Here is a 20,038-nt window from a genome sequence, read left to right on the forward strand (position 1 = left end):
AACACAAGGCTTGTATCGATGTGCGGGAAGCGGTATCGCGTCAGCCGACGGCGTGGCCGATGAGCGCCCCGATAACGAAGGTAACTCCGCCGGCCGCCGCACCCAAGACCAGCTGGCGCAGTCCGCTGAACCACCAGGACCGCGCGGTGACCCGCGCCACGGCCGCCCCGCAGCCGAACAGCCCGGCGAGCGCGAGCAGCACCGCGGGCCACAGCACGTCGGCGCCCAGCAGGTAGGGCAGCACCGGCAGCAGCGCGCCGAGCGCGAAGGACACGAAGGACGAGGCGGCGGCGACCAGCGGCGAGGGCAGGTCGCCGGGGTCGATGCCCAGCTCCTCGCGGGCGTGGATCTCCAGCGCCTGCTCGGGGTCCTGCGACATCTGCCGGGCCACCTCGTACGCCAGCGCCGGCTCGACCCCGCGCGACTCGTACAGCGCGGCGAGCTCGCGCAGCTCGTCCTCGGGGTTGCGGCGCAGCTCGATCCGCTCGACGTCGAGCTCGGCCTCGACCAGCTCGCGCTGGGAGGCGACCGAGGTGTACTCGCCGGCGGCCATGGAGAAGGCGCCGGCCGCGAGCCCGGCGAGGCCCGTGACCACCAGGGTGCGGGTGCCGGCGTCGCCGCCGGCGACGCCGGTCATGAGGGCCAGGTTGGACACCAGGCCGTCCATGGCGCCGAAGACGGCCGGCCGCAGCCAGCCGCCGGAGACGTCGCGGTGCTCGTGGTGCGGGACGTGGGTCGGCCGGTACGGGCCGGCCGCGGCGCTCTCGACGGCTGCGCTGGTCATCCGGTCCACCCCTCCCCCGTGCGGCCCGGCCGGCCGCGACACCTCGGAAACAGGTTCGACCGTACCTGGGGGCGCGGGGCCCCCGCCAGCAAGGAAAGGCTGACCTGACCTGCGGAAACCTACCCGGCGGCGGGCTTGCCCGCGGGCTCGGCGGCGTCGTCCTCCAACGGCTCGGCCGACTCGGCCGGCTCGTCGGCGAGCGCTGCGGCGTCCGGTGCGGCAGCCGGCTCGGCGCCCTCTTCGGCCTGCTCAGCGGCGTCGTCCGCGCCGGCACGGGCGGTCCCGTCGGCGTTCTCGGCGGCTCCTTCGGCGGTCTCGGCAGCCCCGTCGGCGGCGACCGCGGCAACCGGCTCCACCGTCTGCTCACGCCCCGGGTACAGCCGCTGGGAGAGCACGAGATAGGCCACGGCGGCGGCGAAGACCAGGATCGCTGTCCAGTCGTTGAGACGCATGCCCAGGATGTGGTGGGCGTAGTCGACGCGCATGTGCTCGATCCAGAACCGGCCCACCGTGTACGCGGCCACGTACAGCGCGAAGGCCCGGCCGTGGCCCAGCTTGAAGCGGCGGTCGGCCCAGATCACCAGCAGCGCGACGCCGACGCACCACAGCGACTCGTACAGGAACGTCGGGTGGTACGTGGCCAGGTCCGGCGTGGCGTCGGGGCGGTGGTCCACGTCGATCTTCAGGCCCCACGGCAGCGTGGTGGGCCGGCCGTACAGCTCCTGGTTGAACCAGTTCCCCCAGCGGCCCACGGCCTGCGCGAAGGCGATGCCCGGGGCGATGGCGTCGGCGTAGGCCGGCAGCGCGATGCCGCGGCGGCGGCAGCCGATCCAGGCGCCCAGCGCGCCCATGGCGATGGCGCCCCAGATGCCGAGGCCGCCCTGCCACACCTTGAAGGCGTCGACCCAGTCCTTGCCGTCGGTGAAGTACAGCTCGTAATCGGTGATCACGTGGTACAGACGGCCGCCGATCAGGCCGAAGGGCACCGCCCACACGGCGATGTCGGCGACCGTGCCGGCCGTGCCACCGCGGGCGATCCAGCGCTTGTTGCCGTACCAGACGGCGATGAAGACGCCCACGATGATGCAGAACGCGTAGCCGCGCAGCGGGATCGGTCCGAGGTGGACGACGCCGTGCGAGGGGCTGGGGATGAATGCGAGTTCCATGGCAATGTCCGACGCTACCGTGCCGGGGCGGTACGCGGCAGCCCGCCCGGCTACGTATGGATAACGGCCGGGCGTGCCGCGCGGGTGTCAGGACGACGGGGTGCGGGTCAGGACGAGGGGGTGGCGGTGGCCGTGCCGGGCTGCTTGCCCTTGTTGGCGGCGGTGACCATCGCCTTGAGGCTGTCGGGGGTGAGCGCCGGGCTGGTGCCGTAGATGCTCTTGCCGTTCAGCAGCACGGTCGGGGTGGCGTTGAAGCCGGAGTTGCCGAACGCCTGGTTGGACTTGCGCACCCAGTCGTTGTGCGTGCCGTCCTCGACACAGCGGGTGAAGGCCGGCGTCTTGAGGTCCGGCACCTTGTCGGCGAGGTCGAGCAGGGTGTCCTTGTCGCCGAACTTGTCGTCCTGCTCGTCGGGCTGGTTGGCGTAGAGCACGTCGTGGTAGGCGCGGAACTTCCCGGCGTCCTGGGCGCACGCGGCGGCGTTCGCGGCGTTGAGCGAGCCGCTGCCGCCGAGATTGCCGTCGATCAGCGTCACCAGGTGGTATTCGGTGCGGATCTGCCCGCTGTCCTCCAGGGAGTGGATGGTGGGCGTGAACTGCTTCTCGAACGCGTCGCAGGCCGGGCAGCGGAAGTCCTCGTAGATCGTCAGGACCGAGGGCGCGTCGGCGGCGCCGACCGGGATCACCAGGCTGTCCTTGCCGGTGGCGCCGGTGGGCGCGGCGGCCGGGTTGGCCGAGCCGCCGGTGCCGCGGGTGCTGTGGTCGACGGTCACCACGCCGATCACCGCCGCGATGCCCAGCACGCCGGCCACCACGCCCGCCGCGATCAGGGCCCGGTTGCGCCGCCGGCGGGCCTGCTCCCGGGCGCGCTGCTCGCGCAGCGCCTCGCGGGCGTTGCGTTTTCCGTCTCGATTGCGTTCACTCACGCCCAGCGCAACGGCGGGGGGATGCGCTCAGCGCCTCCCCCCGCCGTTTTTCGCCCTCGGGAGTGACAAGATCCGCTCCCACGGGTGACCGGCGTCACCCGGCTGCCGCACGGCCGGGCGTCAGGCCCGCTTGCGTACCCCCTCGGCCAGCTCGGCGGCCAGCGCCCGCACCGCGGCGAGCCCGGCGGCCTCGTCGCCGGCGGCGTCCAGCAGCCGCTTGACGAAGGCCGAGCCGACGATCACGCCGTCCGCGAAGCCCGCGACCTCGGCGGCCTGCGCCGCGTTGGACACCCCGAGGCCGACGCACACCGGCAGGTCCGTGCCGGCCTTGGTCCGGCGTACGAGGTCGGCCGCCTGCTCGCCGACGCTGGCGCGGGTGCCGGTCACGCCCATCAGGGAGGCGGCGTAGACGAAGCCGGAGCCGGCCGCGGTGATCCGGGCCAGCCGCTCGTCCCGGCTGGAGGGGGCGACGACGAAGACGGTGGCCAGGCCGTGCTCGCCGGCCGCCGCCCGCCATGCCTCGGACTCCTCGACCGGCAGGTCGGGCAGGATGCAGCCGGCGCCGCCCGCCTGCGCCAGTTCCGCGGCGAAGCGCGCGACGCCGTAGCGGTCGACAGGGTTCCAGTACGTCATGACCAGCACCGGCTTGCCCGTGGCCTGGTGCGCCTCGCGTACCGTCCGCAGCACGTCGGCGATCCGGACGCCGCCGCGCAGCGCGATGTCGTCGGCGGTCTGGATGACCGGCCCGTCGAGCACCGGGTCGCTGTGCGGCAGGCCCACCTCGACGACGTCGGCGCCGCCGTCGAAGGCGGCCTTGACGGCCTCGATGCCGCCCTCGACGGTCGGGAAGCCGGCCGGGAGGTAGGCGATGAGGGCGGCGCGGTCCTCGGCCCTGGCGGCGGCGAGGGTGTCGCTCAGCAGTTGGATGTTCCCGCTCACGTGGCGTCCCTCTCGATCTCGGCGGTGTCCGCTGTGTCTTCGGAGTCCGCGGCGACCTGCGCGTCGGTGTCGTACAGGCCGAAGTAGCGGGCGGCGGTGTCCATGTCCTTGTCGCCGCGGCCCGACAGGTTGACCACCAGCAGTGCCTCGGGGCCGAGCTCACGGCCGAGCTCCAGGGCGCCGGCGAGCGCGTGGGCGCTCTCGATCGCCGGGATGATGCCCTCGGTGCGCGACAGCAGCAGCAGCGCCTGCATGGCCGCGTCGTCGGTGACGGCGCGGTATTCGGCCCGGCCGCTGTCCTTGAGGTAGGCGTGCTCGGGGCCGACGCCGGGGTAGTCGAGGCCCGCGGAGATCGAGTACGGCTCGGTGATCTGGCCCTCGTCGTCCTGGAGGACGTAGCTGCGCGAGCCGTGCAGGATGCCGGGCTCGCCCGCGGTGAGCGTCGCGGCGTGCTCGCCGGTGGCCACGCCGTGGCCGGCCGGCTCGCAGCCGACCAGCCGGACGCCGGTGTCGGGCAGGAAGGCGTGGAAGAGGCCCATGGCGTTGGAGCCGCCGCCGACGCACGCCACGGCCGCGTCGGGCAGCCGGCCGGTGCGCTCCAGCAGCTGGCGGCGCGCCTCGACGCCGATCACCCGGTGGAAGTCGCGCACCAGGGCCGGGAAGGGGTGCGGGCCCGCGACGGTGCCGAAGAGGTAGTGGGTGCGGTCGACATTGGCGACCCAGTCGCGGAAGGCCTCGTTGATCGCGTCCTTCAGGGTGCGGCTGCCGGAGGTGACCGAGACGACCTCGGCGCCGAGCATCCGCATCCGGGCGACGTTGAGGGCCTGCCGCTTGGTGTCGACCTCGCCCATGTAGATCGTGCACTCCAGGCCGAAGAGGGCGCACGCGGTGGCGGTGGCGACGCCGTGCTGGCCGGCGCCGGTCTCGGCGATGACCCGGGTCTTGCCCATCCGCTTGGTGAGCAGGGCCTGGCCGAGCACGTTGTTGATCTTGTGCGAGCCGGTGTGGTTGAGGTCCTCGCGCTTGAGGAAGATCCGGGCGCCGCCCGCGTGCCCGGCGAACCGCGGCACCTCGGTCAGGGCGCTGGGGCGGCCGGTGTAGTGGGCCTGCAGCTCGTTGAGCTCGGCGGCGAAGGCGGGGTCGGCCTTGGCCTTGTCGTACTCGGCGGCGACCTCGTCCACGGCGGCGACCAGCGCCTCCGGGATGAACTTGCCGCCGAAGGCGCCGAAGTAGCCGGCGGCGCTGGGGCTGAGCCCCTCGGGGTCGGGCAGGAAGAAGTCGTGCTCTGCTGGCATGGGTGTCCCCTGGTCGGGTGTACGGACGCGGCGCGCGCGGGGCTCGACCGGCCAGGACCCGGGTCCTGGTGGCGGTGTGCCGGCCGCGCACGGGCGCGGTGAAGGGGCCGTACCGGTACGGCGGAGGGCCGTACGGATACGGCGGCGGTCAGCGGCTGCTCAGGCGGCTGCGCCGCGGCGCCATCGCCTGCCGTTCACCTGGCCGGGCTCGCACCCGATGACGTACCGCACGCGCCGGCCCAGCACCCGCCGCGCGGGCGCCCTGCACCCGCGGGGGCGGCAGCCCGGTCCGAGACGCGATTCCAGCGACACGCCGGCCACCCTACCGTGCGGGCGCCGTCAGTCGCGGCCGGGCCGCAGGGCCGGGTGGGCGCCGGCGGCGACGAGGTCGGCGACCGCGGTGCGCGGGTCCCGGCCGGTGACCAGGGACTCGCCGACCAGGACGGCGTCGGCGCCGTCGTTGGCGTACGCGATCAGGTCGTGCGGGCCGCGGACGCCGGACTCGGCGATCTTGACGATGTGGTCGGGGATCTCCGGGGCGATCCGGCCGAAGTTGCCGCGGTCCACCTGGAGGGTCTTCAGGTCGCGCGCGTTGACGCCGATGACGCGGGCGCCGGCGTCGACCGCGCGGGCGACCTCCTCCTCGTCGTGGACCTCCACGATCGGGGTGAGGCCGATGGACTCGGCGCGCTCGATGAGCGAGACCAGCGCGGGCTGGTCGAGGGCCGACACGATGAGCAGGGCGAGGTCGGCGCCGTACGCGCGGGCCTCCCACAGCTGGTAGGCGGTGACGATGAAGTCCTTGCGCAGCACCGGGATGTCGACCTTGCCGCGGACCGCCTCCAGGTCGGCGAGCGAGCCGCCGAACCGGCGCTGCTCGGTCAGCACGCTGATGACCGCGGCGCCGCCCGCCTCGTAGTCGGCGGCGAGCCCGGCGGGGTCGGCGATCGCGGCGAGCGCGCCCTTGGAGGGGCTGGAGCGCTTGACCTCGCAGATGACCTTGACCGCGTCGCCGCGCAGCGCCGCGACGCCGTCCTTGGCGTCCCGCGCCTTGGCGGCGCGCTCCTTGAGCTGGTCGAGGGACACGCGGGCCTGTCGCTCGGCGAGGTCGGCACGGACTCCGTCGATGATCTCGTCGAGCACACTCACGCGAGAGCTCCCCTTCCGGCCGGCCGTGCAGCGAAATGATCAAGCCAGTGGCGGGAACCACGGCCATGACGATGGTATCCGGCGGGGGCGCGGCAGCCCGCATCCGGTGATCCGCGGTCCCAGTACCTGGACAATCTTGCCCCGCGGAGGGGGCGGTGTTTGGGCCCTACTCCCGGCGTACGACCCGGGGTTCAGGGCGCGAGCACCGCGCCGAAGGGGAGGTTGCGCACGACGGTGAAGGCCAGCAGCAGGGCGCCCAGCGCGTAGAGCGCCGCGCGCGGCAGCGCGGGCTCGAAGCGCCGGCCGCGCAGGGTGCGGGTGAACCACACGCACCAGACGACGGCGAAGACGGCGTATCCGGCGAGGGCGGCGGCGTTGCACCCGGCGGCGGTACGCAACTGGCCGTGCGCGAGCGCGTGGGCGCCCCGCAGGCCGCCGCAGCCGGGGCAGTAGACGCCCGTGTAGTACAGCAGCGGGCACGCCGGGTAGTGACCCGGCTCATTGGGGTCCACGGCAGCGACGTAGCCGAACCCGGCGAGGACGGCGCCCAGCACGCCGAGCGGCACGGCGACGGCCCGCAACCGCGACACGGCTGCGCCGGCGGCGGGGGGCGGGGCCGCGGCGGGCGCGGCGCCCGCGGAAGCGCCCGCGGCGGTGGCGGGGCCGGAGCCGGTGCGGGAGACCGCGGGACCGGCGGTGGCGGTGCCGTCGGCCGTTGCGGCGGGCGGCGGGGCCGCAGGGCCGGTGGTGGCTTGCGGAGGGCCGGCCGCTTCGGCGGTCGCGGCGGGCGGCGCGAGCGGGGCCGGCGCGGGTGCGGGGCCGGGGCCGGTTCCGGCGGCTGCCGCGGAGGGGGGCGGGATGGGGGGCACGGGTTCAGCCTGACCCCGGACGCGCGGCGGCGCAGCGCGTGCACCCCTGCCGGGGTGACGGGCTGCGCCGGACGGTAGGACCCGAGGCGTACGGGCCGGGCGCACGCCGCGCGGACGGCGGGCGCGCCGCGGACGGCTCGCACCGGGCGCGCGGGCCACTGCCCGAGGACTCAGGCCGCCGGGCGGGGCATGCACCGCAGGCGGCCCGGGTCGGGCGGGCGGACCGCAGGGCGGTTACGCGCCGGCGTGGGCGGCGGCCTGCTCCTTTTCCTGGGCCTCCTCGCGCAGGGCGGCGCGGTCCTGGCCGGTCAGCAGGTGCGGATCGGACTTGCGGCCGAGGCCCATCGTCCGCATGATCCCGCCCACGAGCGGGCCGAGCAGGACGACGCCCATGCTGACCCAGAAGGCGACCGGCTCCGCAGCGACGATGAAACCGCCCGCGGCGCAGAAGCCGAGGAAGGAGATGATCACGCCGGTCCACGCAGCCGGGGTGTGTCCGTGGTCGTAGTGGGCCGCCATGAAGACTCCCTAGATGCTCACATCAGGGGGCGACCTTCGCCTCCTGCTCCGCCTCCATTGTTGCGCGTCCGGCGGGCGGAACGCGCAGCGGGGTGGACGCGGCGGGACGGGGGGTGCGCGGTCAGCCCGCGGCCTCGGTGGGGTCCTCGCCGCGGTCCAGGGCCTTCCACAGGTCCTCGGCCCGGTCCGGGTCGACGGCGACCGGCCGCCGGGAGGCGGCGGCGGAGGCCCGGGCCCGCTCGCGGACCGGGCGGGCGGCGCCGGGGCGGTCGTAGCGGCCGGACATCGCGGGCCAGGCCGGGCCGTAGCGCAGCGCGAGCAGTCCGGCGGCGAGCAGCAGCAGGCCGCCGGCGGCGCACACCAGGGGCCAGCCGGTGGTGCTGACGTGCCGCGCGGTCTCGTGCGCGAGCCCGGAGGCGGAGGAGGCCGCCTCGTTCAGCGCCGCCCGGTCGCCGCGCCGGGTGAGCGCGGTGACGGTGGCGCCGAGGCCGCTGAGGGTGAGCAGCGCGGCGACCACGTACCGCCCGACCCGGCGGACGGCGAAGACGGCGACGAGCGAGGCGAGGCCGACCAGGGCGAGCGCGCCGGGCAGCGCGGTGGTGTCGCTCCCGGTGGCGTGCACCGGCAGGCTCGACTGCCCGAAGGCGGCATAGCCCCGCGCCCACGTCTTCCCGGCCGCGACCAGCACGAGGCTCGCCCCGACGGCCCCGGCGGGCAGCGCGACCGCCAGCGTCCGCATCCCCGCCTTGCGCCGCGCGGCAGCCTCGGCACCCGGCCCCCCGGCGACCGGTGCGCCGGGGTCGGCCGCGCAGGCGCCCTGCGCGGAGCCGGACCCCCCGTCCGGCGACGCGGCGACGGCCCCCGCGGGCGCGGCCCCGGCGGCCGGCGCGTCCGCCGGCGCGGCCTCGGCGGCCGGCGCGGGCTCCGGTGTCGGCGGGGCCGGGGAGGCGGGCTGGTCCGGGGTCGGGGCGGGCTGGTGCGGGGCGGAGGTCACGGGACCACTATCCCCTGCCGCCGCGCCGCCCCGGCGAGGGGGGCGGCCATCACGGTGCGTACCGGGTGGTCGCCGGGCGGGACGGGACGGGCCAGGACGGACCGGCACAACCCGTATCCATGCCTGTCCGGCGGTCATGACCTGGTCAAGAATCGGTCAACTCCCGCCCCCTGAAAGGCAAAGCGGCGGCATAGGTTCCCCTTCCGCCGCCCCCGCGCCTTGTTGACCTGCGCCGGTCACCCTACGTTCTCGGCCAGTCCCCTGCCCCCCACTCATCGCAGGGGCACCACCCCCCCCACCCCCCCGCACGGAAGGACCCGCGGGCACATACCCCCCCACACCCCCGCCCGCCATACCTGGCCGGCCCTCGCCGCGGCGGCAGCGCTCGCCGCGACCGGGCTGGTCGCCCTCGCCCCCACCGCGGACGCCACCGCCGACGCCACGGCCACCGCCCCCGCCCACCGGCTCACCGCCGCGCGCTCCTGCGCGGTCGCCACCGTGCCCGGCGCGATGGCCTGCAAGGCGCTGAAGGTCACCAGCGGCGCCGACACCCTCGCACCCTCGGTGCGTTCCGCGCACCCGGCGGCCATCCCGTCGGGTTACGGACCGGCCGAGCTGCGGGCCGCCTACGCCCTGCCCGACACCGGCGGCGAGGGCGCCACCGTCGCGATCGTCGACGCCTACGACAATCCCAACGCCGAGGCGGACCTGGCCACGTACCGCGCCCAGTACGGGCTGCCGGCGTGCACCACGGACAACGGCTGCTTCCGCAAGGTCGACCAGCGCGGCGGTTCCGGCTACCCGGTGACGGACCCGGGCTGGGCCGAGGAGATCTCGCTGGACGTGGACATGGTCAGCGCGACCTGCCCGGCCTGCCACATCCTGCTCGTCGAGGCGGACACCAACCTGCTCACCGACCTCGGCGCGGCCGTCGACACCGCGGTCGCGCTCGGCGCGCGGTTCGTGTCCAACAGCTACGGCGGCGGCGAGTCCGCGGCCGACGCCGACTACGACGCCCAGTTCTTCGACCACCCGGGCGTCGCGATCACCGCCAGCTCCGGCGACGCCGGCTACGGCGTGGAGTACCCGGCCGGCTCGCAGTACGTGACGGCCGTCGGCGGTACGTCACTGCGGCCGGACGGCACCGAGCGCGGCTGGACGGACACCGTCTGGGGCGGCGCGGGCTCGGGCTGCTCGGCGTACGACCCCAAGCCCGCGTGGCAGCGGGACACCGAGTGCGCGACCCGTACCGTCGCCGACGTCTCCGCGGTGGCCGACCCGGCGACCGGGGTGGCCGTCTACGACACCTTCGGCACCGACCGCGGCTGGGAGGTCTTCGGCGGCACCAGCGCCGCGGCCCCGCTCATCGCGTCGGCGTACGCGCTGGCGGGGACGCCGGCGGAGGGCTCGTACCCGGCGTCGTACCCGTATGCGCACGGTGACGCGCTCAACGACGTGTTGACCGGCACGAACGGCGAGTGCGCCGGCTCGTACCTGTGCACGGGCGCGGTCGGCTACGACGGGCCGACCGGCGTCGGCACGCCGAACGGCCTGGCGGCCTTCACCGGCTGACCCGGCCGGCGGGGGCGGGGCGGACGTGACGGCCGCCCCGCCCCCTCAGCCCTGCCCCTTCACCCGCCCCGCCGCGTTCAGCCGCGCGGCATCGCGTTGGCGATCGCGACCGCCCGCAGCACCGCCGCCGCCTTGTTGCGGCACTCCGTGTCCTCCGCCTCCGGGTCGGAGTCGGCGACGACACCCGCTCCCGCCTGCACGTACGCCACGCCGTCGCGCAGCACCGCGGTGCGGATGGCGATCGCGGTGTCGGAGTCGCCGGCGAAGTCCAGGTAGCCGACGCAGCCGCCGTACACCCCGCGGCGGATCGGCTCCAGCTCCTCGATGATCTGCATGGCGCGCGGCTTGGGCGCGCCCGACAGCGTGCCGGCCGGGAAGCACGCGGTGAGCACGTCGAAGGCGGTGCGGCCGGCCGCGACCTTGCCGGTGACGGTCGAGACGATGTGCATGACGTGCGAGTAGCGCTCGATCGACATGAAGTCGACGACCTCGACGCTGCCCGGCTCGCACACCCGGCCCAGGTCGTTGCGCCCGAGGTCGACGAGCATCAGGTGCTCGGCGCGCTCCTTGGGGTCGGCCAGCAGCTCCTCGGCGAGCGCGGCGTCGGCCTGCGGGGTGGCGCCGCGCCAGCGGGTGCCGGCGATGGGGTGCAGCATGGCCCGGCCGTCCTCGACCTTGACCAGCGCCTCCGGGCTGGAGCCGACGACGTCGAAGCCGTCGAGGCGCAGCAGGTACATGTACGGCGAGGGGTTGGTGGTGCGCAGCACCCGGTAGACGTCCAGCGCGCTCGCCTCGCACTCGGTCGTCATCTGCTGCGAGACGACGACCTGGAAGGCGTCGCCGGCGTGGATGCGCTCCTTGATGTCCACGACCGCCGACTGGTAGCGCTCGCCGCCGAAGCTCCACGACACCCCGAAGTCGACGGCCGACGGCAGCTCCACCGGGGTCTGCGGCAGCGCCTTGGCGAGGTCGGCCTGCATCGCGTCCAGCCGGGCGACGGCGTCGGCGTACGCCTCGTCGACGCCGGTGGCCTCGTCGTTGTGGTTGATCGCGTTGGCGATCAGCAGCACGGTGCCGTCCCAGTGGTCGAGCACCGCGAGGTCGGAGGTCAGCAGCATCGTCAACTCGGGCAGGCCGAGCGAGTCGTACGTGCTGTCGCCGATCTTCTCCAGCCGCCGCACGATGTCGTAGCCGAGGTACCCGACCATGCCGCCGGTGAAGGGCGGCATGCCGGAGGTGAGGTCGCGCGGGGTGTGCAGCGCCTCGACGGTGGCGCGCAGCGCCTGGAGCGGGTCGCCGTCGACGGGAACGCCCACCGGCGGGGTGCCCAGCCAGTGCGTCTGCCCGTCGCGTACGGTCAGCGTCGCCGCCGAGCGCACCCCGACGAAGCTGTAGCGCGACCAGGACCCGCCGCCCGAGCCGCTGTTGGAGCTGGTGTCCGCGGACTCCAGCAGGAAGGTGCCGACCCGCTCCGCCGCGAGCTTGCGGTACAGCCCGACCGGTGTGTCCCCGTCCGCGAGGAGGCGCCGGCTGACCGGGATCACGCGGCGGTCGACCGCGAGCTTGCGGAATGTGTCGAGGTCCATGGCCGCAGACCTTACTGGCCCGCGGCGGGCAGCAGGACGTCCTTGTCGAAGCATGTGCGGTCCCCGGTGTGGCAGGCCGCGCCGACCTGGTCGACCTGCACCAGCAGGGTGTCGCCGTCGCAGTCCAGCGCCACGGACTTCACGTGCTGGACATGCCCGGAGGTGTCCCCCTTGGCCCAGAACTCGCCGCGGCTGCGGCTCCAGTACGTGCAGCGCCCGGTGGTCAGGGTGCGGTGCAGGGCCTCGTCGTTCATCCAGCCCATCATCAGCACCTCCCCGGTGTCGTACTGCTGGGCGATCGCGGGCACCAGCCCGTCGGGGGTGCGCTTGAGGCGGGCGGCGATGGCGGGGTCGAGCTGCGGCATGCGTCCCATGATGCCGCCGGGGGCCCGGCCCGCGGAAATACCATGTCCGGATGGTGGACGGCGGCCACAACCGGCAAAGGGGACAAGCCGGTTGACTGTCACCAAGCTGTCGCGGGGTTGTTACGCGCGGCTGTCACCCGTATGGGGCATCCTTCGTGCATGGGTTTTCCTCCGCCGCCGCACAATGGTCCGCCTCCTGAGCAGGGAGGCGGCTTTGGCCCGCCTCCGCAGGGCTTCGGCCCGCCGCCTCCGCCGAACGACGGTTACGGCTACCCGCAGCAGGGTGGCGGGTACGGGCAGCCGGGTCCGCCCGGGCCGCCGGCGCCGCCCGGCGGCGGGTACGGCTACCCGGACGGCGGCCAGGGCGGGCAGGGCGGCGGCTGGGGGCAGGGCGGGCCCGGCGGGTTCGGGCCCGGCGGTTACGGCCAGGGCCCGTACCCGCCGCCACCGCCGCCGCCGAACAACACCAAGCGCAACGTGTGGATAGCCGTCGGCGCGGTCGTGGTGGTCGGCGCGGTCATCGGCGGCGTCGTGGCCGCCAACAGCGGCAAGGACGACGACAAGCCGTCCGCCCAGAAGTCCATATCGATGCCGACGACCACGCACATGCCGTCGATCCCGATGCCGACCTTCAGCCTGCCCACCGACTTCCCGAGCCTGGACCTGCCGACCGACCTCCCCACGGACCCCGACGAGTCCGAGCCGTCGTCCTCGCCGACGGACTCCAAGGAGGTGCCGTACGTCGTCGTCGATCCGGGCAAGTGCTTCAACGCGCCCTCGATGACGCGGACCATCGACGAGGTGACGGTCGTCGCGTGCACCTCGCCGCACGACGCGCAGTCGGTGGCCACCAAGACGCTGTCGGGCACCTTCACCGACGACCAGGAGATCGAGGACAAGGCGTTCGACCTGTGCAAGGCGGACGCCGAGAAGCACGCGACGTCCAACGACTACTACGAGTACGTGCTGTACCCGCAGTTGATCACCTATGAGGTGCAGGGCCGCAAGACGGTGACCTGCGCGCTGACCCTCAACGACGGCAAGAACGGCAAGAAGCTCTCCCACAAGCTGAGCTGAACCGCCGGGCGCGGGGAGCGGGCGGCGCGCGGTCCGGGTCGCTAACCTGGCGGTATGACGACCCATGCGCAGCGTGAACGTCTGCTCCTCGCCGACCTGCTGGAGTCCACCGGCCCCGACGCCCCGACGCTCTGCGACGGTTGGCGGACCCGGGACCTCGCCGCCCATGTCGTGGTACGGGAGCGGCGCGGCGACGCGGCGGCCGGCATCGTCGTGCCGCGGCTCGCGGAGCGCCTGGAGCGGGTGCGCGGCGAGTACGCGCAGCGCCCGTACGCCGAGCTGATCCGGCTGATCAGGACCGGGCCGCCGCGCCTGTCGCCGTTCGCGCTCAAGCAGCTGGACGAGGCGTCCAACACGGTGGAGTTCTACGTCCACACCGAGGACGTACGGCGGGCGCAGCCGGACTGGACGCCGCGGGAGATCGACCCGGTGTTCGCCGACGCGCTGTGGAGCCGGCTGGAGCGGGCCGCCCGGGTGCTGGGCCGGCGCGCTCCGGTCGGGCTGGTGCTGCGCCGGCCCGACGGGCAGACGGTGGTGGCGCACCGGGGCTCCCCGGTCGTGACGGTCACCGGCGAGCCGTCGGAGCTGACGCTCTACGCCTTCGGCCGGCAGTCCGCCGCGGACGTCACGGCCGAGGGCGACAAGGCGGCGGTCGCGGCGGCGGAGTCGGCGCCGCTGGGCATCTGAGCGGGCATCTGAGCGGCGCTCAGCGCGGCAGCTCCGCCCGGCGGACCGCCGGGGTGAGGGCGGTCAGGACCGCGCCGGAGGTGGCGAGGGCGGCGCTGGCCAGGAAGACCACGGGCAGGCCGAAGGCGGCGCCGGCGGCGGCGAAGGCGGGGTAGGCCAGCGGGGCGAGGCCGAAGCTGCTCAGGCTCATCACGGAGGTGACCCGGCCGAGGTAGGCGGGGTCGGTGGCCGTCTGGATCAGCGCGGTGGCGAGCCCGCCGCACACCCCGCACACGAGCCCGGCGACGAAGGCCGCCGCCGTGGCCGCGGGCAGCGCGGGCGTGACGCCGATGAAGCCCACGCCGACCGATCCGGCCACCAGCGTGGCCGCCTGGACCGCGCCGGCCCGCCGGATGCCGCCGCGTACCGCCAGCAGCAGCGCGCTGAGCGCGGCCCCGGCGCCGAACGCGCCGATGACCCAGCCGTATCCGCTCGCGCCCCAGCCGCGCCGCTGGGCGAGCAGCACCATGCCGACGTTGAGCGGCCCGACGAGCCCGAGCTCGCACAGCGCGCCGGACAGCACGAGCGGGCCGACGAGGCGGTGCCGGCGGATGTAGCCGAGCCCGTCGCGCAGTTGGTGGCCCGCGGTGGCCCGGTCCGGCGTTTTCGCGGGCAGGGCGTGCAGGCGGGTGGTGAGCAGCAGCGGCACGGACAGCGCGAAGAGCGCCCCGGCGGTCGCGAAGGCCGCGGCGGCGCCGCCGAGCCCCATCGCGAGCCCGCCCGCGGGGGGACCGGCGATCTGTCCGAACCGGGAGACCAGGGAGCGCAGGCCCTGGAGGCGTACGAGCTGGTCCGGTGCGGTGATCCGGGGCGGCAGCGCGCCGACCGCGGGCATGAACAGCGCGTCCACCGCGCCGAAGACCAGGGCGAGCGCGATCAGCAGCCACAGCCCCGGCGAGGTCAGCGCGAGCGCGCCGGCCGCGGCGAGGATGAGCACGCAGCGCACGGCGTCGCCGCCGATGACCACCAGGCGCGGCCCGAACCGGTCGGCGACCACTCCCCCGCCGAGCATGAGCACCGCCCGCGGCACCGCGCCCGCCGCCATGACCAGGCCGACCTGCGTGGGCGGCGCGGTGCGGGCGGCGGCGAAGCCGAGGGCGACGAAGTAGACGGAGTCGCCGAGCAGGGAGGCGGTGTAGGCGGTGAGCCAGCGCAGGACGTTGCCGTCGCGGTGGGCGGGTGTGCCGGGCCGGTCGGCGGCCTGGGATATCGCGGGCGCGGTCATGGCCGGAAGGGGAAGCCGTACATCTGGACCGCGACGTGCTCGCGCCCCTCGGTCTCGCCGGCGTCCTCCGCGGCGCGCCCGCGGTCGGTCCAGCGCTGCATGAGGGCGCCGATCTCCTCGGCCATCTGCTGGAGCTCGTCGGCGGTGAGCAGCGGCATGTACTCCGAGGAGAAGGAGGCGTTGGTCCACTCCCGCGCCCAGGCCGCGTGCTGGTCGAGGAACTGCTGGTAGCGCTCGGCGCGGGTGGCGAGCAGCTGCCGGGTCACCTGGGCGAGGACGGCGGCGCCCTCGGGGCGGTCGTCGAAGTCGGCGGTGCGGAAGGAGAAGCCGCGCTCGGCGGACACCTTCCACCAGCGCTCGCGGCCGTCGGTGCCGTGGTCGCGGTCCTCGGTGATGAAGCCGTGCGCGGCCATCTTGCGCAAGTGGTAGCTCACGAGCGAGACCGCCTCGTCGACCTGGTCGGCCAGGTGCGAGGCGGTCGCGGTGCGGGCGATGAACAGCGCGCGGTACAGGCGGATGCGCAAGGGGTGGGTGAAGACCTTCAGCGCGTCGAGGTCGGTGATGCGCTGGTCCCGGTCGGGGGCGTCGGTGGTGCGGTCGTCGTCGGTCACCTCACCGAGGCTAGATACACAAGGAAAGTTGCGCAAGAGAATTTGCACAACTCTTCTTGCGCAACTTCCTTTGCGCAAATTCACGTGCGCAAGGTTTCTTTCTCAGCTGATCGGTCCCCTCCGCACCCGCAGGACCGGCAGGATGGCCGCCATGTCCCTCGACGGCACCCGCGCGCACCTCAGCGGCACCGGTGACCTGCCGGCCCTGGTGGAGCGCGCCGCGCAGCACGCGACCCGGCTCGGCTTCCGCTACTCCTGCCGCCCCGAGCAGGGCCGGCTGCTGCACGCGCTCGCCGCGGGCGCCGAGCGGATCGGCGAGACCGGCACCGGCTGCGGGGTGGGCCTGGCGTGGCTGGTGTCGGGGATGCGCGGCGGCGCGACCGCGGTCAGCGTCGAGCAGGACGCCGAGCGGGCCCGGGAGGCCGCCGGCCTCTTCGCCGGGTACGCCCCGCGGGTCACCGTGCGGCACGCGGACTGGCCGGCGATCGCCGAGCACGGCCCCTTCGACCTGCTCGTCCTCGACGGCGGCGGCCAGGCCAAGGACGGCGCCCCGGCCGCCGACCCGGCCGCGCTGCTGCGCCCCGGCGGGGTGCTCGTCATCGACGACTTCACCCCCGCGCGCGGCGCCCCGCCCGTCCACGCCGGCGCCCCGGACACCGCCCGGCTGCACTGGCTGGACCACCCGGCCCTGCGCACGGTGGAGATACCCCTGGCGCCGGACCTGGCGACCCTGGTCTGTACGAGGAAGGGCTAGCCCGGCCGCGGGAAGGGCCGGCCGGAGCCGCTCAGCGCACCGGGTGGCCGGCCGAGCGCAGCGCGGACTTGACCTCGCCGATGCGCAGGTCGCCGAAGTGGAAGACGGACGCCGCGAGCACTGCGTCCGCGCCCGAGGCCACCGCGGGCGCGAAGTCCTCCCGCCGCCCGGCGCCGCCGGAGGCGATGACCGGCACCGACACCCGGGCCCGTACCGCCGCGATCATCTCGGTGTCGTAGCCGTCCTTGGTGCCGTCGGCGTCCATCGAGTTGAGCAGGATCTCGCCCGCGCCCAGCTCCGCCGCGCGCTCGGCCCACTCGACCGCGTCGATGCCCGTGCCGCGCCGGCCGCCGTGCGTGGTGACCTCGAAGCCCTCGCCGGAGGCGGCCCTGCGGGCGTCCACCGACAGCACGAGCACCTGCCGCCCGAAGCGCTCGGCGATCTCCCGGATCAGCTCGGGCCGGGCGATGGCGGCGGTGTTGACGCCGACCTTGTCCGCCCCGGCCCGCAGCAGCTTGTCGACGTCGTCGGTGCTGCGCACCCCGCCGCCGACCGTCAGCGGGATGAAGACCTGCTCGGCGGTGCGCCGCACCACGTCGTACGTCGTCTCCCGGTCGCCGGAGGAGGCGGTGATGTCCAGGAACGTCAACTCGTCGGCGCCCTCGGCGTCGTAGAGCCGGGCCATCTCGACCGGGTCGCCGGCGTCCCGCAGGTTGCGGAAGTTGACGCCCTTGACGACCCGTCCGCCGTCCACGTCGAGACAGGGGATGACGCGTACGGCGAGGGTCATGATGGGTCTCCTCCTGCTGCTCCGTCGGCTCCGGCCGCCGCGTCGGCGCGGAAAGCCTCGATCTCCACTTCCACCAGCACCCCGGGCTCGGTGAAGCCGCCGACCACCACCATGGTCGCCGCCGGCCTGACCGCGCCGAAGACCTCGCTGTGGGCGCGGCCCACGTCCTCGGCGTCCCGGGTGTGGCCCAGGTACGTACGGGTCCTGATGACGCTGTCCGCGCCGAGCCCGAACGGTTCGAGGGCGGCCAGCGCGTTGCGGTACGCCAGCAGCGCCTGCTCGTACGGGCTGCCCTCGCCGCCCACGACGCCCTCGGTGAAGGGCTTGGTGCCGGACACCAGCACCCGGTCCCCCGCGGCGACGGCGCTCGCGTAGCCGATGGTCTCCTCCGGCGCGCTGCCGGACTGCTCGCGCCGCACCACGGGTTCCGGGCTCATCGTGACACTGCCTCCAGGGCCTCTTCGAGAGTGAAAGCCTCCGCGTAGAGTGCCTTTCCCACGATCGCGCCCTCCACGCCCCGCGGGACGAGCGAGGCGATCGCACGCAGGTCGTCCAGGCTGCTGACGCCGCCGGAGGCGACGACCGGGCGGTCGGTGGCCGCGCACACATTCGCCAGCAGCTCCAGGTTGGGGCCCTGGAGGGTGCCGTCCTTGTTGATGTCGGTGACGACGTAGCGGGCGCAGCCCTCGGAGTCCAGCCGGGCCAGCGTCTCGTACAGGTCGCCGCCGTCGCGGGTCCAGCCCCGGCCGCGCAGGGTGGTGCCGCGCACGTCGAGGCCGACGGCGATCTTGTCGCCGTGCTCGGCGATGACCTTGGCGACCCACTCCGGGGTCTCCAGCGCGGCGGTGCCGAGGTTGACCCGGGTGCAGCCGGTGGCCAGGGCCGCGGCGAGCGTGTCGTCGTCGCGGATGCCGCCGGACAGCTCCACCTTGATGTCCATGCTGCGGGCGACCTCGGCGATCCGCGCCCGGTTGTCGCCGGTGCCGAAGGCCGCGTCGAGGTCGACCAGGTGCAGCCACCGGGCGCCCGCGCGCTGCCAGGTGAGGGCCGCGGCCAGCGGGTCGCCGTACGACGTCTCGGAGCCGGACTCGCCGTGCACGAGGCGGACGGCCCGGCCGTCGCGGACGTCGACGGCGGGGAGCAGTTCGAGCGTGGTCATCGGGGTGCGTCCTCGCGGGGGTGTCGGGTGGGGCGGTACGGACGGGGCGGACGGGCGGTCGGGGCGGTACGGGCGGGTGCGGGCGCGGGTGGTGGCGCCGGGTCCCGGTCCCGGTGGGGCCTAGAACGAGTCGAGCCAGTTGCGCAGCAGCTGCGCGCCGGCCTCGCCGGACTTCTCCGGGTGGAACTGCGTGGCCCACAGCGGCCCGTTCTCCACCGCGGCGACGAACGGCTCGCCGTGCGTGGACCAGGTGACCCGGGGGCTGCGGATGTGGTCGCCGCGCTCCTCCATCTCCCAGCGGCGGACGGCGTAGGAGTGGACGAAGTAGAAGCGGGTGTCCTCGTCGGTGCCGGCGAACAGCCGGGAGCCCTCGGGGGCCTTCACCGTGTTCCAGCCCATGTGCGGCACGACGGGCGCCCGGAGCGGTTCGACGGTGCCGGGCCACTGGTCCAGGCCCTCGGTCTCGACGCCGTGCTCGATGCCGCGGGCGAAGAGGATCTGCATGCCGACGCAGATGCCCATGACCGGCCGCCCGCCGGCCAGCCGCCGGCCGACGATCCAGTCGCCGCGCACCGCCGTGAGCCCGGCCATGCACGCGGCGAACGCGCCGACGCCGGGCACCAGCAGCCCGTCGGCGGCCATCGCCTTGTCGTAGTCGGAGGTGATCTCGACGTCGGCCCCGGCGTGCGCGAGGGCGCGCTCGGCGGAGCGGATGTTGCCGAAGCCGTAGTCCAGGACGACGACGCTTCTGCTCTTCGTGCCCATCACGTCCCCTTAGAGCTGGAGCAGGCCGGTGACCAGCGCCATGACCGAGCCTATGGCCAGCAGCGCGATCAGCGACTTGGACTGCTTCTGCTGCCAGAACGAGTAGACGCCGCCGGCCAGGAACAGCCCCAGCAGGATGAAGAGAGTCGAGCCCTTGCTCACAGCGCGCCCTTCGTGGAAGGAAGAATCCCGGCGGCCCGCGGGTCGCGTTCGCTGGCGTAGCGCAGCGCGCGGGCCAGCGCCTTGAACTGGCACTCCACGATGTGGTGCGCGTTGCGCCCGTACGGCACGTGGACGTGCAGCGCGACCTGCGCCTGCGCGACGAACGACTCCAGGATGTGCCGGGTCATCGTGGTGTCGTACGAGCCGATCATCGGCGCCATGCCCTCGGGCTCGGTGTGCACCAGGTACGGGCGGCCGGACAGGTCCACGGTGACCTGGGCGAGTGACTCGTCCAGCGGGACCGTGCAGTTGCCGAAGCGGTAGATGCCCACCTTGTCGCCGAGCGCCTGCTTGAAGGCGGCGCCGAGCGCGAGAGCGGTGTCCTCGATGGTGTGGTGGGTGTCGATGTGCAGGTCGCCGTCGGTCTTGACCGTGAGGTCGAACAGGCCGTGCCGGCCGAGCTGGTCCAGCATGTGGTCGAAGAAGCCGACGCCGGTGGACACCGACACCTGCCCGGTGCCGTCGAGGTCGAGCTCGACGACCACCGAGGTCTCCTTGGTGGTGCGCTCGACGCGGCCCACGCGGGTCATGCTCGTTCCTCCGTCGTC

The 20,038-nt window shown here is 74.5% G+C and carries 23 protein-coding genes and 1 pseudogene; 4 read left to right on the forward strand and 20 right to left on the reverse strand.

Going from position 1 to position 20,038, the window contains the following annotated elements; translation table 11 throughout:
• Window positions 1-40 precede the first annotated feature (40 nt).
• The 10 genes from HCN08_RS15570 to HCN08_RS15610 form a co-directional block, all read right to left on the reverse strand.
• Window positions 41-784, reverse strand: coding sequence for a VIT1/CCC1 transporter family protein (locus HCN08_RS15570; protein ID WP_167983674.1), 744 nt, complete (start codon window positions 782-784; stop codon window positions 41-43).
• Window positions 785-903: 119 nt separating this feature from the next.
• Window positions 904-1,950 carry a prolipoprotein diacylglyceryl transferase gene (lgt, locus tag HCN08_RS15575; RefSeq protein WP_167983675.1) on the reverse strand — a complete coding sequence of 349 codons (1,047 nt, stop codon included), beginning with the start codon at window positions 1,948-1,950 and terminating at the stop codon, window positions 904-906.
• Window positions 1,951-2,057: 107 nt separating this feature from the next.
• Window positions 2,058-2,873, reverse strand: coding sequence for a DsbA family protein (locus HCN08_RS15580; RefSeq protein WP_167983676.1), 816 nt, complete (start codon window positions 2,871-2,873; stop codon window positions 2,058-2,060).
• Window positions 2,874-2,993: 120 nt separating this feature from the next.
• On the reverse strand, window positions 2,994-3,812 hold the full coding sequence (gene trpA / locus HCN08_RS15585) for a tryptophan synthase subunit alpha (RefSeq protein ID WP_167983677.1): 819 nt from the start codon (window positions 3,810-3,812) through the stop codon (window positions 2,994-2,996).
• Window positions 3,809-5,107, reverse strand: a complete 1,299-nt coding sequence (trpB, locus tag HCN08_RS15590) for a tryptophan synthase subunit beta (protein ID WP_167983678.1) — start codon at window positions 5,105-5,107, stop codon at window positions 3,809-3,811. Before trpB ends, trpA begins: the two co-directional genes overlap by 4 nt.
• Window positions 5,108-5,266: 159 nt before the next feature.
• Window positions 5,267-5,428, reverse strand: coding sequence for a tryptophan biosynthesis modulator TrpM (trpM, locus tag HCN08_RS36930; RefSeq protein ID WP_407648779.1), 162 nt, complete (start codon window positions 5,426-5,428; stop codon window positions 5,267-5,269).
• Between the two features lie 18 nt (window positions 5,429-5,446).
• Complete coding sequence (gene trpC, locus HCN08_RS15595) at window positions 5,447-6,256, reverse strand: indole-3-glycerol phosphate synthase TrpC (protein WP_167983679.1); 810 nt, start codon at window positions 6,254-6,256, stop codon at window positions 5,447-5,449.
• A gap of 191 nt (window positions 6,257-6,447) precedes the next feature.
• Entirely contained in the window at window positions 6,448-7,125 is a 678-nt protein-coding gene (locus tag HCN08_RS36935; protein ID WP_407648780.1) for a DUF2752 domain-containing protein, read from the reverse strand.
• A 234-nt stretch (window positions 7,126-7,359) separates the two neighbouring features.
• The gene (locus HCN08_RS15605) at window positions 7,360-7,644 is read right to left on the reverse strand and encodes an HGxxPAAW family protein (protein WP_167983680.1); all 285 of its coding nucleotides are present in this window, start codon (window positions 7,642-7,644) and stop codon (window positions 7,360-7,362) included.
• A 121-nt stretch (window positions 7,645-7,765) separates the two neighbouring features.
• Complete coding sequence (locus tag HCN08_RS15610) at window positions 7,766-8,383, reverse strand: TIGR02234 family membrane protein (RefSeq protein ID WP_167983829.1); 618 nt, start codon at window positions 8,381-8,383, stop codon at window positions 7,766-7,768.
• Between the two features lie 753 nt (window positions 8,384-9,136).
• On the opposite strand from HCN08_RS15610, the gene HCN08_RS15615 reads away from it, so the two are divergent.
• Window positions 9,137-10,210, forward strand: coding sequence for a S53 family peptidase (locus tag HCN08_RS15615; RefSeq protein ID WP_407648781.1), 1,074 nt, complete (start codon window positions 9,137-9,139; stop codon window positions 10,208-10,210).
• A 77-nt stretch (window positions 10,211-10,287) separates the two neighbouring features.
• Here HCN08_RS15615 and HCN08_RS15620 read toward each other — a convergent pair whose 3' ends face one another.
• Both HCN08_RS15620 and hisI read right to left on the reverse strand, forming a co-directional pair.
• Window positions 10,288-11,796, reverse strand: coding sequence for an anthranilate synthase component I (locus HCN08_RS15620; protein WP_167983681.1), 1,509 nt, complete (start codon window positions 11,794-11,796; stop codon window positions 10,288-10,290).
• An 11-nt stretch (window positions 11,797-11,807) separates the two neighbouring features.
• Window positions 11,808-12,170: a phosphoribosyl-AMP cyclohydrolase gene (hisI, locus tag HCN08_RS15625; protein ID WP_167983682.1), complete on the reverse strand. Its 363-nt coding sequence runs from the start codon at window positions 12,168-12,170 to the stop codon at window positions 11,808-11,810.
• A gap of 150 nt (window positions 12,171-12,320) precedes the next feature.
• On the opposite strand from hisI, the gene HCN08_RS15630 reads away from it, so the two are divergent.
• Both HCN08_RS15630 and HCN08_RS15635 read left to right on the forward strand, forming a co-directional pair.
• Window positions 12,321-13,238, forward strand: coding sequence for a hypothetical protein (locus HCN08_RS15630; protein WP_167983683.1), 918 nt, complete (start codon window positions 12,321-12,323; stop codon window positions 13,236-13,238).
• A 54-nt stretch (window positions 13,239-13,292) separates the two neighbouring features.
• Window positions 13,293-13,925: a TIGR03085 family metal-binding protein gene (locus HCN08_RS15635; protein WP_167983684.1), complete on the forward strand. Its 633-nt coding sequence runs from the start codon at window positions 13,293-13,295 to the stop codon at window positions 13,923-13,925.
• Window positions 13,926-13,947: 22 nt separating this feature from the next.
• Here the strand turns inward: HCN08_RS15635 and HCN08_RS15640 are convergent.
• A pseudogene (locus tag HCN08_RS15640) lies at window positions 13,948-15,189 on the reverse strand (MFS transporter); the annotation flags it as partial.
• Complete coding sequence (locus HCN08_RS15645) at window positions 15,186-15,800, reverse strand: helix-turn-helix domain-containing protein (RefSeq protein ID WP_167983686.1); 615 nt, start codon at window positions 15,798-15,800, stop codon at window positions 15,186-15,188. The pseudogene HCN08_RS15640 and the gene HCN08_RS15645, both read right to left, overlap by 4 nt.
• Window positions 15,801-15,942: 142 nt before the next feature.
• On the opposite strand from HCN08_RS15645, the gene HCN08_RS15650 reads away from it, so the two are divergent.
• Window positions 15,943-16,554 (forward strand): O-methyltransferase, encoded by a 612-nt coding sequence (locus HCN08_RS15650; protein WP_322974468.1) that lies wholly within the window; start codon window positions 15,943-15,945, stop codon window positions 16,552-16,554.
• Window positions 16,555-16,585: 31 nt separating this feature from the next.
• On the opposite strand, the gene hisF is transcribed toward HCN08_RS15650, so the two are convergent.
• The 6 genes from hisF to hisB form a co-directional block, all read right to left on the reverse strand.
• Window positions 16,586-17,344 (reverse strand): imidazole glycerol phosphate synthase subunit HisF, encoded by a 759-nt coding sequence (hisF, locus tag HCN08_RS15655; protein ID WP_167983687.1) that lies wholly within the window; start codon window positions 17,342-17,344, stop codon window positions 16,586-16,588.
• Window positions 17,341-17,781, reverse strand: a complete 441-nt coding sequence (locus HCN08_RS15660) for a Rid family hydrolase (protein ID WP_167983688.1) — start codon at window positions 17,779-17,781, stop codon at window positions 17,341-17,343. Before HCN08_RS15660 ends, hisF begins: the two co-directional genes overlap by 4 nt.
• Complete coding sequence (gene priA, locus HCN08_RS15665) at window positions 17,778-18,503, reverse strand: bifunctional 1-(5-phosphoribosyl)-5-((5-phosphoribosylamino)methylideneamino)imidazole-4-carboxamide isomerase/phosphoribosylanthranilate isomerase PriA (RefSeq protein WP_167983689.1); 726 nt, start codon at window positions 18,501-18,503, stop codon at window positions 17,778-17,780. Before priA ends, HCN08_RS15660 begins: the two co-directional genes overlap by 4 nt.
• 120 nt (window positions 18,504-18,623) lie before the next feature.
• Complete coding sequence (gene hisH, locus HCN08_RS15670) at window positions 18,624-19,268, reverse strand: imidazole glycerol phosphate synthase subunit HisH (protein ID WP_167983690.1); 645 nt, start codon at window positions 19,266-19,268, stop codon at window positions 18,624-18,626.
• Between the two features lie 9 nt (window positions 19,269-19,277).
• Window positions 19,278-19,430, reverse strand: coding sequence for a hypothetical protein (locus tag HCN08_RS15675; RefSeq protein ID WP_167983691.1), 153 nt, complete (start codon window positions 19,428-19,430; stop codon window positions 19,278-19,280).
• Complete coding sequence (gene hisB / locus HCN08_RS15680) at window positions 19,427-20,020, reverse strand: imidazoleglycerol-phosphate dehydratase HisB (protein WP_167983692.1); 594 nt, start codon at window positions 20,018-20,020, stop codon at window positions 19,427-19,429. Before hisB ends, HCN08_RS15675 begins: the two co-directional genes overlap by 4 nt.
• Between the last annotated feature and the right edge of the window lie 18 nt (window positions 20,021-20,038).

This window comes from Actinacidiphila epipremni (assembly GCF_012034175.1).
Classification (GTDB): domain Bacteria; phylum Actinomycetota; class Actinomycetes; order Streptomycetales; family Streptomycetaceae; genus Actinacidiphila; species Actinacidiphila epipremni.

What these genes read in the sequence shown, in the direction of transcription:
- HCN08_RS15570 (WP_167983674.1), bottom strand. Translation starts at nt 784, where the DNA reads ATGACCAGCGCAGCCGTCGAGAGCGCCGCGGCCGGCCCGTACCGGCCG.
- lgt (WP_167983675.1), bottom strand. Translation starts at nt 1,950, where the DNA reads ATGGAACTCGCATTCATCCCCAGCCCCTCGCACGGCGTCGTCCACCTC.
- trpB (WP_167983678.1), bottom strand. Translation starts at nt 5,107, where the DNA reads ATGCCAGCAGAGCACGACTTCTTCCTGCCCGACCCCGAGGGGCTCAGC.
- HCN08_RS15605 (WP_167983680.1), bottom strand. Translation starts at nt 7,644, where the DNA reads ATGGCGGCCCACTACGACCACGGACACACCCCGGCTGCGTGGACCGGC.
- HCN08_RS15610 (WP_167983829.1), bottom strand. Translation starts at nt 8,383, where the DNA reads ATGCGGACGCTGGCGGTCGCGCTGCCCGCCGGGGCCGTCGGGGCGAGC.
- HCN08_RS15620 (WP_167983681.1), bottom strand. Translation starts at nt 11,796, where the DNA reads ATGGACCTCGACACATTCCGCAAGCTCGCGGTCGACCGCCGCGTGATC.
- hisI (WP_167983682.1), bottom strand. Translation starts at nt 12,170, where the DNA reads ATGGGACGCATGCCGCAGCTCGACCCCGCCATCGCCGCCCGCCTCAAG.
- HCN08_RS15630 (WP_167983683.1), top strand. Translation starts at nt 12,321, where the DNA reads ATGGGTTTTCCTCCGCCGCCGCACAATGGTCCGCCTCCTGAGCAGGGA.
- HCN08_RS15635 (WP_167983684.1), top strand. Translation starts at nt 13,293, where the DNA reads ATGACGACCCATGCGCAGCGTGAACGTCTGCTCCTCGCCGACCTGCTG.
- HCN08_RS15650 (WP_322974468.1), top strand. Translation starts at nt 15,943, where the DNA reads ATGGCCGCCATGTCCCTCGACGGCACCCGCGCGCACCTCAGCGGCACC.
- hisF (WP_167983687.1), bottom strand. Translation starts at nt 17,344, where the DNA reads ATGACCCTCGCCGTACGCGTCATCCCCTGTCTCGACGTGGACGGCGGA.
- HCN08_RS15660 (WP_167983688.1), bottom strand. Translation starts at nt 17,781, where the DNA reads ATGAGCCCGGAACCCGTGGTGCGGCGCGAGCAGTCCGGCAGCGCGCCG.
- priA (WP_167983689.1), bottom strand. Translation starts at nt 18,503, where the DNA reads ATGACCACGCTCGAACTGCTCCCCGCCGTCGACGTCCGCGACGGCCGG.
- hisH (WP_167983690.1), bottom strand. Translation starts at nt 19,268, where the DNA reads ATGGGCACGAAGAGCAGAAGCGTCGTCGTCCTGGACTACGGCTTCGGC.
- hisB (WP_167983692.1), bottom strand. Translation starts at nt 20,020, where the DNA reads ATGACCCGCGTGGGCCGCGTCGAGCGCACCACCAAGGAGACCTCGGTG.